General features: G+C 64.8%; 10 protein-coding genes. 6 read left to right on the forward strand and 4 right to left on the reverse strand.

What is annotated here, in order from left to right; translation table 11 throughout:
* Positions 1-83: 83 nt before the first annotated feature.
* Both NDY25_RS20615 and NDY25_RS20620 read left to right on the forward strand, forming a co-directional pair.
* Positions 84-2,696: a glycoside hydrolase family 3 protein gene (locus tag NDY25_RS20615; protein ID WP_168957825.1), complete on the forward strand. Its 2,613-nt coding sequence runs from the start codon at positions 84-86 to the stop codon at positions 2,694-2,696.
* Positions 2,697-2,951: 255 nt separating this feature from the next.
* A complete protein-coding gene (locus NDY25_RS20620) occupies positions 2,952-4,514 on the forward strand; it encodes a sodium/sugar symporter (RefSeq protein ID WP_023904700.1) in 1,563 nt (520 codons plus the stop codon).
* Positions 4,515-4,615: 101 nt separating this feature from the next.
* On the opposite strand, the gene NDY25_RS20625 is transcribed toward NDY25_RS20620, so the two are convergent.
* On the reverse strand, positions 4,616-6,463 hold the full coding sequence (locus tag NDY25_RS20625; RefSeq protein ID WP_168957920.1) for a putative bifunctional diguanylate cyclase/phosphodiesterase: 1,848 nt from the start codon (positions 6,461-6,463) through the stop codon (positions 4,616-4,618).
* Between the two features lie 435 nt (positions 6,464-6,898).
* Between NDY25_RS20625 and NDY25_RS20630 the strand changes: the two genes are divergently transcribed.
* Positions 6,899-7,885: a glycoside hydrolase family 5 protein gene (locus NDY25_RS20630; RefSeq protein WP_168957824.1), complete on the forward strand. Its 987-nt coding sequence runs from the start codon at positions 6,899-6,901 to the stop codon at positions 7,883-7,885.
* Between the two features lie 907 nt (positions 7,886-8,792).
* Here the strand turns inward: NDY25_RS20630 and NDY25_RS20635 are convergent.
* Together NDY25_RS20635 and NDY25_RS20640 are read right to left on the reverse strand one after the other, a co-directional pair.
* Entirely contained in the window at positions 8,793-9,371 is a 579-nt protein-coding gene (locus NDY25_RS20635) for a response regulator transcription factor (RefSeq protein ID WP_006449316.1), read from the reverse strand.
* Positions 9,368-10,594: an ATP-binding protein gene (locus tag NDY25_RS20640; protein WP_168957823.1), complete on the reverse strand. Its 1,227-nt coding sequence runs from the start codon at positions 10,592-10,594 to the stop codon at positions 9,368-9,370. Before NDY25_RS20640 ends, NDY25_RS20635 begins: the two co-directional genes overlap by 4 nt.
* Positions 10,595-10,714: 120 nt before the next feature.
* Between NDY25_RS20640 and ispG the strand changes: the two genes are divergently transcribed.
* The 3 genes from ispG to NDY25_RS20655 all read left to right on the forward strand — a co-directional run bounded on the left by ispG (position 10,715) and on the right by NDY25_RS20655 (position 13,210).
* Positions 10,715-11,980, forward strand: coding sequence for a flavodoxin-dependent (E)-4-hydroxy-3-methylbut-2-enyl-diphosphate synthase (ispG, locus tag NDY25_RS20645; RefSeq protein ID WP_168957822.1), 1,266 nt, complete (start codon positions 10,715-10,717; stop codon positions 11,978-11,980).
* On the forward strand, positions 11,961-12,674 hold the full coding sequence (locus tag NDY25_RS20650; protein ID WP_168957919.1) for a phosphatase PAP2 family protein: 714 nt from the start codon (positions 11,961-11,963) through the stop codon (positions 12,672-12,674). Before ispG ends, NDY25_RS20650 begins: the two co-directional genes overlap by 20 nt.
* Positions 12,675-12,784: 110 nt before the next feature.
* Positions 12,785-13,210: a cupin domain-containing protein gene (locus tag NDY25_RS20655; RefSeq protein ID WP_251756938.1), complete on the forward strand. Its 426-nt coding sequence runs from the start codon at positions 12,785-12,787 to the stop codon at positions 13,208-13,210.
* 79 nt (positions 13,211-13,289) lie between these two features.
* Here the strand turns inward: NDY25_RS20655 and NDY25_RS20660 are convergent, their stop codons facing one another.
* On the reverse strand, positions 13,290-14,588 hold the full coding sequence (locus tag NDY25_RS20660) for an MFS transporter (protein ID WP_168957821.1): 1,299 nt from the start codon (positions 14,586-14,588) through the stop codon (positions 13,290-13,292).
* Positions 14,589-14,733 lie beyond the last annotated feature (145 nt).

The following is a 14,733-nucleotide window of genomic DNA, read 5'->3' on the forward strand; positions in this document are numbered from 1 at the left end:
AGGGGAATCACGCAAGCGTACGCCGCCTAATGGCCTGCGGCGTCACGCATCGCCGTGGGGAGAACCACCTGGAGACCTGGATCTTGGACAAGCTGCTTCGTCGTACCGCCGCGCCCGTCGCGCGTCGTGCCCTCTCTCTGGCCACCGCCGCCGCGGTGCTGATGCTGGCTGCCTGCCAAGGCAAGGACACCGCTGCCGAGGCGAGCAAGACCACACCGGCTGCCGCACCCGCCGAGGCGTCCACCGCGATCCATCCAGACCAGTGGCCGTCGCCGAAGTGGCCGTTCGCGCAGGACCAGGCCCTGGAGCAGCGCATCACCGATGTGATGGCCAAGATGAGCGTCGAAGAGAAGGTCGCACAGACCATCCAGGGCGACATCGCCAGCATGACCCCGGACGATGTGCGCAAGTACCGCATCGGCTCGGTGCTGGCCGGCGGCAATTCCGATCCGGGCGGCAAGTACAACGCCAGCCCGGCCGAGTGGCTGAAGCTGGCTGACGCGTTCTATGAAGCGTCGATGGACACCTCCAAGGGCGGCAACGCGATCCCGATCATCTTCGGCATCGATGCGGTGCACGGCCAGAGCAATATCGTCGGCGCCACGTTGTTCCCGCACAACATCGGCCTGGGCGCCACGCGCAACCCGGAGCTGATCAAGCAGATCGGCGAAGTCACCGCTGCCGAAACCCGCGTCACCGGCATGGAGTGGACCTTCGCGCCGACCGTGGCGGTGCCGCAGGACGACCGCTGGGGCCGTAGCTACGAAGGCTATTCTGAGTCGCCGGACGTGGTGGCCAGCTTCGCCGGCAAGATGGTCGAAGGTTTGCAGGGCGTGCCGGGTACGCCGCAGTTCCTCGACGGCAGCCACGTGATTTCCTCGGTGAAGCATTTCGTCGGCGACGGCGGCACCACCGACGGCAAGGACCAGGGCGACACCAAGGTGTCCGAAGCCACCATGCGCGATATCCACGCCGCCGGTTACCCGCCGGCGATCGCGGCCGGTGCGCAGACGGTGATGGCCTCGTTCAACAGCTTCAACGGCGAAAAGATGCACGGCAACAAGGTCATGCTGACCGACGTGCTCAAGGGCCGCATGAACTTCGGCGGTTTCGTGGTTGGCGACTGGAATGGCCACGGCCAGGTCAAGGGCTGCACCAACGAAAACTGCCCGGCCTCGTTCATTGCCGGCGTCGACATGGCGATGGCCTCCGACAGCTGGAAGGGCATCTACGACACCGAACTGGCGGCGGTGAAGTCGGGTCAGATCTCGGCCGAGCGCCTGGACGATGCGGTGCGACGCATCCTGCGCGTCAAGCTGCGTCTGGGCCTGTTCGAAGCCGGCAAGCCGTCCAAGCGCCCGCTCGGCGGCAAGTACGAATTGCTGGGCGCGCCGGAACATCGCGCGATCGCCCGTCAGGCCGTGCGCGAGTCGCTGGTGCTGTTGAAGAACCAGGCCGGCATCCTGCCGCTGGACCCGAAAAAGCGCGTGCTGGTGGTTGGCGACGGTGCCAACGACATGGGCAAGCAGTCCGGCGGTTGGACGCTGAACTGGCAGGGCACCGGCACAAAGCGCAGCGACTACCCCAATGGCAACACCATCTGGGAAGGTCTGGACAAGCAGATCAAGGCGGCCGGCGGCAAGGCCGAGCTGGCAGTCGATGGTGCTTACAAGACCAAGCCGGACGTGGCGGTGGTGGTATTCGGCGAGAATCCGTACGCCGAGTTCCAGGGCGACATCGCCACTCTGCTGTACAAGCCGGGTGACGAGAGCGAACTGGCATTGATCAAGAAGCTCAAAGCCGAGGGCATCCCGGTGGTGGCGGTGTTCCTGAGCGGACGTCCGTTGTGGATGAACCAGTACATCAACGCGGCCGATGCGTTCGTCGCCGCCTGGTTGCCGGGTTCGGAAGGCGAGGGCATTGCCGACGTACTGCTGCGCAAGGCCGATGGCACGGTACAGAACGACTTCAAGGGCAAGCTCAGCTTCTCCTGGCCCAAGACGGCGGTGCAGTTCGCCAACAACGTCGGCCAAAAGGATTACGACCCGCAGTTCAAGTTCGGCTTCGGCCTGACCTACGCCGACAAGGGCGACCTGGCCGCACTGCCGGAGGAATCGGGCGTGTCCGGCGAGCAGTCGGTGGGCGGGGTGTACTTCGTGCGCGGCAAGCCGGCGCTCGGCATTGTGATGCAGCTGTCCAACGCCGGCCAGGCCAACATGCCGGCGACCACGCTGCCGGTGGGTCTGTCCGATGGCAGCCTGAAGATGACCGCCGTCGATCACAAGGCGCAGGAAGATGCGCGGCGTCTGGTCTGGTCCGGGGCCAAGGCCTCCAGCGTGCTGCTGGTCTCCGGCAAGCCGGTGGACGTGTCGCGTGAGAGCAACGGCGATGTGCAGTTGCAGCTGACCGTGCGCCGCGACAGTGCAGTGACTGCGCCGGTGTGGCTGGGCGTGGGCTGCGGCGACAAGTGCGGCGGCCGTGTCGATGCGCAGAAGACCCTGGCCGCGCTGCCGCAAGGCCAGTGGAAGGTGGTCGGCGTGCCGTTGAAGTGCTTCGCAGTGGCCGGTGCCGATGTGACCAAGCTGAGCCAGGTCGCCAGCATCGAAAGCGGCGCAGCGCTGGACCTGTCGATCTCCAAGATCGCGCTGGGCGCACTCAACGAAGCCGAAGTCACGCTCGACTGCCCGGTCAAGTAAGCAGCACTCCCGCGCGCGCTTGCGGGAGTGTGCAGGTAATCAAGCAACACACGCGTCGCCGGCCCCGGCGACGTGTTACAGCGGCCACCCTCGGGGGTGGTGTCATCAGCCGCCGCGGGACGCGCGCGTCGATCGGCCGGGAAGGCCTGCAGCTGCGGTTCGCCGCGCTGCCGTCATGCACACGGTGCGGGCGGCGGCAGTGTGCAGGCTTGTCCGGTCCACGACGCACACCCCAGAGCCAGACAGGAGAGTGCAGTGGGTTTGGCGACGTTGGATATCGTGATTGTGCTGGTCTATCTGACCGGCATCTTCGTGCTCGCGCAGTGGGTCTCGCGCGAGAAGGCAGGCCACACCAAGAGCGCCGAGGATTACTTCCTGGCGAGCAAGTCGTTGCCGTGGTGGGCGATCGGCGCCTCGCTGATTGCCGCGAACATCTCGGCCGAACAGATCATCGGCATGGCCGGTTCCGGCTATGCGATCGGTCTGGCGATCGCCTCCTACGAATGGATGGCGGCGCTGACGCTGTTGATCGTCGGCAAGTTCTTTCTGCCGATCTTCCTGCGCAACGGCATCTACACCATGCCGCAGTTCCTAGAACAGCGGTACGGCAAGTGGATCCGCACGCTGATGGCGGTGTTCTGGCTGCTGCTGTACGTGTTCGTCAATCTCACCTCGATCCTGTGGCTGGGGTCGATCGCGGTCAGCCAGGTCACCGGCATGGACCAGACCCTGGCGCTGACGCTGATCGGCGTGTTCGCGCTGGTGTATCAGTTGTACGGCGGTCTGAAGGCGGTGGCGCTGACCGATATCGTGCAGGTCACGCTGCTGGTGCTGGGCGGACTGCTGGTGGCGGGCCTGACCCTGGCGCGGATCGGCGATGGCGCCGGCGTGCTGGCCGGCTTCAAGCAGCTATGGAGTGCGCACCCCGAGCACTTCCACATGATCCTGAGCAAGGACAACCCGTTCTACAAGGACCTGCCCGGCCTGAGCGTGCTGCTCGGCGGTCTGTGGGTGATGAACATCAGTTACTGGGGTTTCAACCAGTACATCATCCAGCGCGCGCTGGCGGCCAAGAACATCGGTGAGGCGCAGAAGGGCATGGTGTTCGCGGCGTTCCTGAAGCTGCTGATGCCGTTGGTGATCGTGGTGCCGGGCATTGCCGCAGTGGTGCTGGCGCCGGATCTGGCCAAGCCCGACCAGGCCTATCCGACCATGATGCAGCTGCTGCCGACCGGCATCCTGGGGCTGGTGTTCGCAGCCCTGGTGGCGGCGATCGTGGCCTCGCTGGCCTCCAAGATCAATTCGGTGGCGACCATCTTCACCCTGGATTTCTACGCCAAGTTCCGCCCGCAGACCGAGCAGAAGCAGTTGGTGCGCGTGGGCCGCATCGTGGCCATCGTGGCGGTGGTGATCGGCATCCTCACCGCGCGGCCGCTGCTGGGCAACTTCGATCAGGGCTTCCAGTTCATCCAGGAATTCACCGGCTTCTTTACCCCAGGCGTGGTGGTGATCTTCATGCTCGGGCTGTTCTGGAAGCGTGCCAACGAAGCCGGCGCACTGACCGCGGCGATCGGCTCGGTGGTGCTGTCGTTCGCGCTCAAGTTCGCCTGGCCGGAACTGCCGTTCATGGACCGCATCGGCGTGGTGTTCGTGGCGGCGCTGGTGCTGGCGGTGCTGGTGTCGTTGATGACCGCGCCCACCCAGGCGCGCGACCTGATCCGTACCGACGATGTGGCCTACGGCACCACGCTGGGCTTCAAGATCGGTGCGATTGGGGTGGTGGTGATTCTGATCGCGCTGTACGCGGTGTTCTGGTAATCGCCAACGCAACCGGCTGACATCGGTTGTTGCACGCGGCGCGGCACGCAGGTGTCGCGCCGCAGTGGTTTGGACGTTGCGGTTTATACGTGACGCAACGATTACACCCGCGCCGCCGCCAGGCTCGCGGCGAGCAGATTGACCGGGGCTTCAAATTGCGCATGCCACGGCGTCTGCAGCCAGGTTTCCAACGCGGCGGCCGGCATTGGCTTGGCGATCCAGTAACCCTGGCCTTCGTCACAGCCCCAGGCGCGCAACTGCGCATACGCCTCGGCCGACTCGATGCCTTCGGCGACCACGCGCTGGCCCAGGCTGTGGCCGAGCTGGATCATCGCCGGCACCAGGGTGCGGTCGGTGCGGCTGTCCGGCAGCGAGCGGACAAAGGATTGATCGATCTTCAACGAGCTGGCCGGCAGCTGCTTGAGATAGCTGAAATTGCTGTAGCCGGTGCCGAAGTCGTCGATGGCGATATGCACGCCCAGCGCCGCGATGGCCGCCAATTGCTCGGCCAGATGTTCGGGATGGCGGATCATCGCGCTTTCGGTGAATTCGATTTCCAGCCGGCGCGGGTCCAGCTTGTGGCGCTCCAATCCACGCTTGAGCAGGCCGGCAAAACCGGGCCGGTCCAGATCGGCGGCCGATACGTTCAAGGCCAGGTTGAAGTCCAGACCCTGTTGTTGCCAGCGCGCGGCCTGGGCGATGCCGTTGTCGATGACCCAGGCGGTGATGCGATTGATCAGCGCAGTCTTCTCGGCCATCGGCACGAAGTCGGACGGCATCACCGGGCCGATCATCGGGTGCTGCCAGCGCAGCAGTGCTTCCACCGCCACGCAGCGGTGATCGTGCAGATCCACGCGTGGTTGATAGTGCAGACGCAACTGACTGGCGCTGTCCAGCGCTGCGGGCAGGGCAGCCAGCAAGCGGAAGGTATTGCGCTGGGCCACGTCGTGCTTGCGCTCGTACATGCTCCACGGCAATGCACGCTCGCGTGAGACATCCACCGCGGTGGTGAGTGAGCGGATGGTATCGGCCGCGCCATAGCTGGTCTGCAGCGCAACCGCGCCGATCGAGGCCACGGCCGTATGCGGAATGCCTTGATGTTCCAGCGGCTCGGCGAAGGCCTTGGAGACCTTGGTGCACAGCGTGGACAAGCGTTGCGTTTCGGCCTGCGCCAGAAAGCCGAAGGTGGTTGGGTCCAGGCGATACAGCGCGGTGCTGGCCGGCAGATAGGCTGCCAGACGGCGTTGCGCCAGGGCCACATAGCCGTCGGCGTAATCCCATCCCAGCGCCTTGACCATGTCGCGGAAGTAATCGCTGCCGCAGATATCCACCGCCACCGCGGTGGTCGCCGGTGCGCCTTCGCGTTGCGAGAGCCAGGCATCCAGGTCCTCGCCAAAGCGCGATCGATTGGGCAGACCGGTCGGGCCATCGCGATAGGTGGTGCTGCGCAGGTTTTCCACCCGCAGCACGGCCAGGTCGCGCAGGCCTTCCAACTGGGCGATGGTCGCTGCGTCCAGACCTGGGCGCGGGCTGGTGCCGATCACGCACAAGGTGCCGATGCTTTGGCCGTCGAGCAGTTTCAGCGGTGCGCCTGCGTAGAAGCGGATGAACGGCGGGCCCAGCACTAGCGGGTTGTCGCAAAAGCGCGGATCCAGCTGCGCGTCGGGTACCACCATCACCTCGTCGGCGCGGATCGCATGGGCGCAGAACGCCTGGTCGCGCGGGGTTTCCTGCGCCTCCAGACCAATACGCGCCTTGAACCACTGGCGGTGCTCGTCCACCAGCGAGACCAGCGCGATTTCCGCACCCAGACTGCGTGCGGCCATCGCGGCGATGGTCTCGAACATCGGGTCCGGTGGCGAGTCCAGCAGGCACAAGCCACGCAGGACGGCCAGCCGGGTTGACTCATCGGCCATCGGCGGAAGCAGGGATTCGGCAGAGCTGAGCATGGATTGCATGTGTTCGTATCGGCCTGAAGCGTGATCCCTTGATCGGGGGCGACTGGCTTTGTTCAGTTGATTGCGGGCAGTGCTGCCGGCAGGCAGCGTGCCATGTGCTGTCGCTGGTCGGATCGATGCAATCGCGCGGTGTTTACCGCGACTCGCAGCGTCGGTGATTGGTCTGACTCGGGCGACATTCCTGATCTGCAAAGCATGTCGTACAAGCGGCGACGGAATGCCTCCAGACCGCTAAACATTGCCGGCTTACGGCCGATCACTGGCTGTACGCAGATTTATAGAGCCAGCGACAAGCCCGATTTATTTCAGCGCGTGGTTGCTTCTGTGATCTGGGTTGCCTTCACCGCTGTCGGGAGTTGACACAGTGTTCATGTGAGCTGTGGATTCCGCCGTCGCGGTTACGACGTCCCTGCCTGGAAACCGATCGTGAAATCATTGCAGTCTTTCGCTCAACGCATGCTCCTGATCACCGCCGGTCTGGCGCTCTCGTCTGCCGCGCATGCGGGATTGTCGGTCTCGGGCACGCAGTTGCGTGAGTCCAATGGCAACGCGCTGGTGTTGCGCGGGGTCAATCTGCCGCACGCCTGGTACACAAGCCGTACCGATGCAGCCTTGGTGGCCATCGCTGCGACCGGCGCCAACAGCGTGCGGGTGGTGCTCAGCTCCGGCTACCGCTGGAACCGCACACCGGAAGCCGAGGTGGCGCGCATCATCGCGCGTTGCAAGAGCCTGGGCCTGATCGCGGTGCTGGAAGTGCACGACACCACCGGTTATGGCGAAGACGGCGCGGCGGCCGGTCTGGCCCATGCCACCGCTTACTGGACCAGCATCCGCAAGGCGCTGATCGGCAACGAAGACCACGTGATCATCAATATCGGCAATGAGCCGTTCGGCAATCGCTTGAGCGCGAGCGAATGGGTCAACGGCCATGCCACCGCGATCGCTGCGTTACGCAAGAGCGGTCTGACCCACGCGCTGATGGTGGATGCGCCGAACTGGGGGCAGGACTGGCAGTTCTACATGCGCGACAACGCTGCTGCACTGCTGGCGCGCGACAGCAAGCGCAATGTGATCTTCAGCGTGCACATGTATGAGGTGTTCGGCAGCGATGCGACGGTCAACAATTATCTGCGTGCCTTCCGCGATAAAAAGCTGACGCTGGTGATCGGCGAGTTCGGTGGAGACCATCGCGGCGCGCACGTGGACGAAGCGGCGATCATGCGGCGCGCACGCGAGTACAGCGTCGGCTACATGGGCTGGTCGTGGTCGGGCAACGACAGCAGCACCAAATCGCTGGACATTGCAGTTGGCTGGAATGCCGCACGCCTTAGCACCTGGGGAACCAGATTGCTCCTGGGCGCCGATGGTATTGCGGCGACTTCGCGTAGGGCTAGCGTGTTCGGCCCTCGTTGAGAGGTCAGACCCCGTCGGCGCGCGTCGGCGGTCTTTTGATTCGGTATTGCGTCTTAGGCTAGGTTTAGAGCGGCTGGTGTTTGGTTTTGCTGCAGGGCCCTTGCCCGCCCACCGTCGCGGGACACGCCGCAAGTACGTCCGTGTAGGCTCTTACGCGGCATCCATGCCGCGTAAGGTCCCGCGACGGTGGGCGGGCAAGGACCAGTGGAGGTGGTCGGTGTGTGTGTTTTCAACAAGGCGGCCAGCAATCTTTTTGGCGAGGACACCGAGCGCGACTGACTCGGCTTTTGACTGTAGCCAAACGATGTCTCGACTCGGCATCGCTGTGGATTGGTTGAATGACATGGGTGCGTCAGTTGCTGGGCGATAGGGCTGCAACTTGGCTGCAGGGCCCTTGCCCGCCCACCATCGCGGGACACGCCGCAAGTACGTCCATGTAGGCTCTTACGCGGCATCCATGCCGCGTAAGGTCCCGCGACGGTGGGCGGGCAAGGGCCAGTGGAGAATGTCGGTGTGCATGGTTGCAAGCAATGCATGAGGTGCGTTGTTTGGCTATCGCCGCGTCCGATTAGCTTCCCAAAGCAAGCCGAGCAACAGGCAGGCTTTCATCCAACTACCGACCAACTTTCTGGTGCGGCGTCCTTGCCGCTTGCGGGACCGTGTGGCGGCATGGATGCCGCCACCGAGCCTACATGGACGTACTTGCGGCGTGTCCCGCGGGCGGTGAGGGCGCCGCGCCCTCGAGCTGACTAGGCTTGAGCGCAGTTAGACGCCGCCACGACTCGAAATCTTGCTTGTCTTGCTAAGTGCTTGGACGGTGCAGACAGGTCGTCCTGAGTGGCGAGGGCATCGCGCCCTCGGCCAGCTCGCCCCCGACCACTCGTCCTCACGACAACCTAGCGATGTCTCAACGCCCGGGCTCGCGTAACGGGCCCGGGCTTGGTCGCTTGGTCAGCTTGCGCTGCAGCGAGCGGCGATGCATGCCCAGCAGACGTGCGGCGGCGGAGACATTGCCGCCGGTTTCGTGCAGCGCCTGCTGGATGTGCTCCCATTGCAGACGGCTGAGCGGAGTCATCATTTCCTGCGCGGTTTCTTCTTCGTCCGGCTCGGGCAGCTCGTCGTCTTCTTCGCCCAGCGCGCGCATGATGGTGGGGATATTGGCCGGCTTCGGTAGATAGTCGTCGGCGCCGAGTTTGATCGCCTCCACTGCGGTGGCGATGCTCGCGTAACCGGTGACCAGCAGGATGCGCATGTCGGTACGAATCTCGCGTAGCGGCTGGATCAGGTTCAGACCCGAATCGTTGCCGAGCTTGAGATCAATCAGCGCGAAATCCGGCAACGCGCTGCGCGCGATCGACAATGCACTGGCCGCGTCGGTGGCGGTCAGGGTTTCAACGCCACGGCGGGCGAGGCTGCGTTGCAGGGTGCGCAGGTACAAGGTGTCGTCGTCGACCAGCAGGCCGGTGCGCAGGGGAGTGCTTGTCATGCGAGTGCCTCGTGTTCGGAGAGCGGCAGACGGAAACCGACGCGGGCGCCGCTGCCTTCGGCGGGCAGCATCCACAATTCGCCCTGCAGGCGTTCGACGGTGGCATGCGACAAGGCCAGCCCCACACCCATGCCGTCGTGCTTGCCGCTGTTGAACAAGGTGCCCGGCAACATGGCCTGTGAGGTGTCGAAGCCCGGCCCGTAGTCGCGCACTTCTCCGCTGAGGTGGTCCTGCTCTATGCGCAGGGTCAGATCGATTTGCGGGCGCCCGGCACGTTCGCCAGCATCGGCGGCATTGTTGAGCAACACCATCAGCAGATGGCTGACGCCGGGCTGCAGCAGCAGGCGCATCGGCGCGTCGTCGTTACGGCGCAGCTCGATGGTCGGGCGCACCAGCCGCCACTGTTCCAGCACGTCCGTGACCGCCACTTCGCGGCTCAGGTGACCGTTGTCGGCCGGCGCTGCCAGCGCCAGCACGCGCTCATGGCATTGCACCAGCAGCTCGCGCAAGGTGTCCAGATCTTCGCGCAGCTCGTTCTGGTCGCACTGGTCGGCGATGTCGTCGACCAGCAGGGTCATCGTCGCCAGCGGGGTGTTCAACTCATGCGCGACCGAGGCCGCATGCGTGGCCAGCGCCACGATGCCCTCGTTGCGCGCAAAGCGCTCGCGCAGCATGGAGATCTCGCGCTCGCGTTCGCGCATCGACAAGGCCAGCCGCGTGGCGAACGCCAGCACCACCACCGTCGACAGCAGGAAGTTGGCTGCCATGCCCCACATGTGCAGGCTCAGCGGGTCGAAGCTGCCGTAAGGCAGCGGCAGGCCGAAGGCGGCGCTGATCCCGTAACCGGCCACACAGGAGGCCGCCACCGCCATCGCCCAGCCCAGCGGCAGGGCCAGTGCGGCCAGCGCGATCAACACCAGGAACAGCGAGCCGAACGGATTGGCGATGCCGCCGCTCCAGCCCACCATCCAGGTCAGCACGGTCACATCGACCAGGATGTGGCCGAATTCGGTGGCCTGGCTGACCGCGCCGCGGTGGGCCACACGCAGCTGCGCATACAGGTTGAACACTGCCAGCGCGGCCACGCCGGCCCACAGCGGTTGCTGCGGCAGGTTCAGGCCCATCACCCCGGTGGCGACCAGGATGGTGGCGGCCTGGCCGGCAGTGGCCAGCCAACGCAGGCTGCACAGGGTTCGCAGGAAGGAAGCGTCGGAGCTGTTCATCACGGCAATGCTATGCGCTCGGGGAGGTGGCGGTATGCGACAAACCGTCGCATCTGTGTGGAAGACGGCCCGCGCGGCGCTTCAGCTGTGAGCGGACCGATGACAGGCTAAAATACCGCGATGTACGACGCCGTGACCCGCCCAACCCCTCCCGCCGACGCCACCGCCTGGCCGCGTCGCATCACCCGCAGCGTCAAGATCGGTAGTGTGATCGTGGGCGGCGGCCACCCGGTGGTCGTCCAGTCGATGACCAATACCGACACCGCCGACATCGCTGGCAGCGTCAAGCAGGTATCCGAGCTCTGGCGCGCCGGCTCGGAAATGGTGCGCCTGACTGTCAACAACGCCGAATCGGCCGCGGCCATTCCGCGCATCGTCGACAAGCTGCGGATGATGGGGATCGAGGTCCCGTTGATCGGCGACTTCCATTACAACGGTCACCAGTTGCTCGCCGCCGAGCCGGCCTGCGCCGAAGCGCTGGCCAAGTACCGCATCAACCCCGGCAATGTCGGTTTCGGCAAGAAGAAGGATCTGCAGTTCGCGCAGCTGATCGAATTCGCCATCAAGTACGACAAGCCGGTGCGCATCGGTGCCAACTGGGGCTCGCTGGATCAGTCGCTGGCCGCGCAGCTGATGGACGAGAATTCGCAGCGCGATACGCCCTGGGATGCCGGCCGCGTGCTGCGCGAGGCACTGATCCGCTCGGCGGTGGATTCGGCCGAGCGTGCGGTGGAGCTGGGCCTGGCACGCGAGCGCATCATTCTGTCGGCCAAGGTGTCCGGCGTGCAGGAGTTGATCGCGGTGTATCGCGATATGGCCGCGCGCTGCGATTTCGCGTTGCATCTGGGCCTGACCGAGGCCGGCATCGGCAGCAAGGGCATCGTGGCCTCGGCTGCGGCGCTGAGCGTGCTGCTGCAGGAAGGCATCGGCGACACCATTCGCATCTCGCTGACGCCGGAGCCGGGCCAGTCGCGCACCCAGGAAGTGATCGTTGCGCAGGAACTGCTGCAGACCACCGGCCAACGCGCCTTCACCCCGATGGTCACTGCGTGCCCGGGCTGCGGCCGCACCACCTCCGAGTTCTTTCAGGAACTGGCTGGCGTGGTGCAGAACCATGTGCGCGCCAAGATGCCGGAGTGGAAGATCAGCAATCCCGGCGCGGAAAACATGACCCTGGCGGTGATGGGCTGCGTGGTTAACGGGCCAGGCGAATCGCGCCACGCCAATATCGGCATCTCGTTGCCGGGCACCGGCGAGGCGCCGTCGGCGCCGGTATTCATCGATGGCGAAAAAAGCGTCACCCTGCGTGGCGAGAACATCGCCTACGAGTTCATTGATCTGATCGATCAGTATGTCGAACGCACCTATGTCCGCCGCGCCGGCTGAATCGCCGGCCGGTTTCAGACATTGGCTGCGCAACAATGCGTGGCGCATGGCGTTGTTGTTCGCCGGCGTGTTGTTGCCGCTGGGGCTGTTTGTTGACCTGGCCGATGAAGTCCACGAGCTGGAAAATTTCTACTTCGACGAGCCGTTGCTGTGGAGCATGCGCAGCATCGCCACGCCGGGGCTGGATGCATTTTTCGGCCTGATCTCCAGAGTCGGCTACCAGTACGGCGTGATTCCGATCGATATTGCGATCGTGCTGGTATTGCTGGCGTTGCGGCGCTGGCGCGAAAGCACCTTCGCCGCGCTGGGGTTCGGTGGCTCGGCGTTGTTGAACATGGGCGCCAAACAGTTCTTTCAGCGCAATCGCCCGAGCTTGTGGGAATCGATCGCCCCGGAAAGCACCTTCAGCTTTCCCAGCGGGCATGCGATGGGCTCGATGACGCTGGCTGCGGTGGTCGTTGCGCTGGCCTGGAACACGCGTTGGCGCTGGCCGGTAACTATTGCCGCCAGTCTGTTCGCACTACTGGTGGGCGTGTCGCGGATTTACCTGGGCGTGCATTACCCCTCCGACATTCTGGGCGGCTGGTCGGCTGCACTGGTGTGGGTGGTCGGGCTGTATCTGGTGATGTTTCGCGGCGCGCGGCGTCCACATTGGCGTCGCCATCGCGCTGGCGCTTTCGTATCGCCGGAGTAGGTTTCGCGTTTCTGCCCGGGCTGGCGTAACCGCACGACTATCGTCATCGATCTGCAAGGTGCTGGCCGCCTAGACGGCGCGTTAGCCCACGCTCTTTGGAGGATCTCCGCGTGCAAGACGTCTTACCGAACGACTCCCACCCGAAGCAATGTCGCGTGTTGCGTGCCAGCGAAAGCGCATTGGCAGCGCAAGGCGTCCATTACGCGATGGGGATATCCGCGCAAAGTACCGGCGCGACAGGTCTCAGCCTGCATGTTGTGACCATCGCGCCGGGCGCACGCGCCAAGCCGCATCTGCATGCCTCGCATGAAACTGCCATCTACGCGCTGACCGGAGTTTCCAAGGTCTGGCATGGCGCAGCCCTGGAGCATCATGACGTGGTTCAGCCGGGCGATTTTCTGTATATCCCGGCCGGCATGCCGCATCAGCCTTATAACGACGGCGTGGAAGCGGCCGTGGTGCTGGTGGCCCGAACCGATCCGAATACGCATGAAAGCGTCGTGCTGCTGCCCGAGCTCGATGGGCTGCATGGCTGAACGTGCGGACTGACAGCGTGTCTGCAGACGGAGGCGCGTCTGGAATGTGCCGATCGCAGCGGCCAACACTGCCTTGCACTCAGGCACGGCTTGTACGCTCCCGGCGCCACAACTGCAGCCCGATCAGGCCGCCAATCACTGCCAGCAGAATCATGTAGTACGCCGGTCCCATCGGGTGCTGCTTGAGTAACATCACCACCACCAACGGGGTCAGACCACCAAAGACGGCATAGCCCAGGTTGTAGGCGAACGACACGCCAGACAGGCGCACCACCGGCGGAAATGCTTCGACCATGATGCGCGGGATCGCACCCAGGACGCCGAGCGCAGCGCCCAGCAGGGCATATAGCGGAAACAACAGCTGCGGGTCGCCCGCCAGCCGATAGAACAGCCATGCGCTAATGCCTAGAAAGACACTGCCGACAAGCAGCACGCGTCCGTTGCCCCAGCGGTCGGACAATGCACCGGCCACGATCGAGCCGATGGCCTGCAGCAGGACCGCGAGCAGATTGGCCTGCAATGCAACCGCTGCCGGGTAGCGATACACGCTCTGCAGCAGCGTGGGCGTCATCAGCGATACCACCAGCACCCCGGCCGCCACCATCCAGGTCAGCCACAACGACAGCGCCACACTGCGTGGATGATCGCGCAGCACCACCTTGAGTGGCGTTTCGCGCGCGACCGCACGCATGGCCATCAGTTCGGCGAACACCGGGGTCTCGTGGAGCCAGCGCCGCAGATAGACCGAAAGTAGCCCGAAGACGCCGCCTGCCAGGAACGGCAGGCGCCAGGCGTAGTCGGCGATCTCCTGCGGGGTGAAGGCGCGGTTGATCGCCCCGGCGCTCAGCGAACCGAGCAGGACGCCGGCAGCCAGGCCGGCGGTCAATGTCCCGCAAGCGAGTCCTCTGCGCTGCGCCGGCACGTGTTCCGCGACGAACACCCATGCACTGGGGACTTCGCCGCCGATGGCCGCGCCCTGCAGCAACCGCATCGTCAGCAGCAGGAGCGGTGCGGCCAGGCCGATCTGCGCATAGGTCGGCAGCACGCCGATGGCCAGCGTGGGCAATGCCATCAGCCCGATGCTCAGCGCGAACATGCGCTTGCGACCAAGCAGATCGCCGAAGTGCGCCATCACGATCCCGCCCAGCGGGCGGATCAGGTAGCCGGCCGCAAAGATGCCGAAGGTCTGCAACTGGCGCATCCAGTCCGGGATGCCTGGCGGAAAGAACAGCTCTCCCAACACCGTCGCGAAGAAAATGAAGATGATGAAGTCGTAGAGTTCCAGCGCGCCGCCCAGCGCAGACAGGGCCAGCGTCTTGTAATCGCCGCGTGTGAGCTGGGTTGCTGGTGCAGTGCCTGGTGATGGGTCGGTCTTCAAGGCGTGACCTCCTGTGGCAGGTGATGGCGCGCATGCGCGTGCTGGAGCAGTGACGTTTGGCGCAGCTGTGCTGCCGCGCCAGCAAGGCACAGCTTGCACGTTTGCACGCAAGCACGACGCAGATGCACTTCGGTAAAGGCGCGGT

The sequence above is a fragment of the Xanthomonas hortorum pv. pelargonii genome (genome assembly GCF_024499015.1).
GTDB classification, from domain to species: domain Bacteria; phylum Pseudomonadota; class Gammaproteobacteria; order Xanthomonadales; family Xanthomonadaceae; genus Xanthomonas; species Xanthomonas hortorum_B.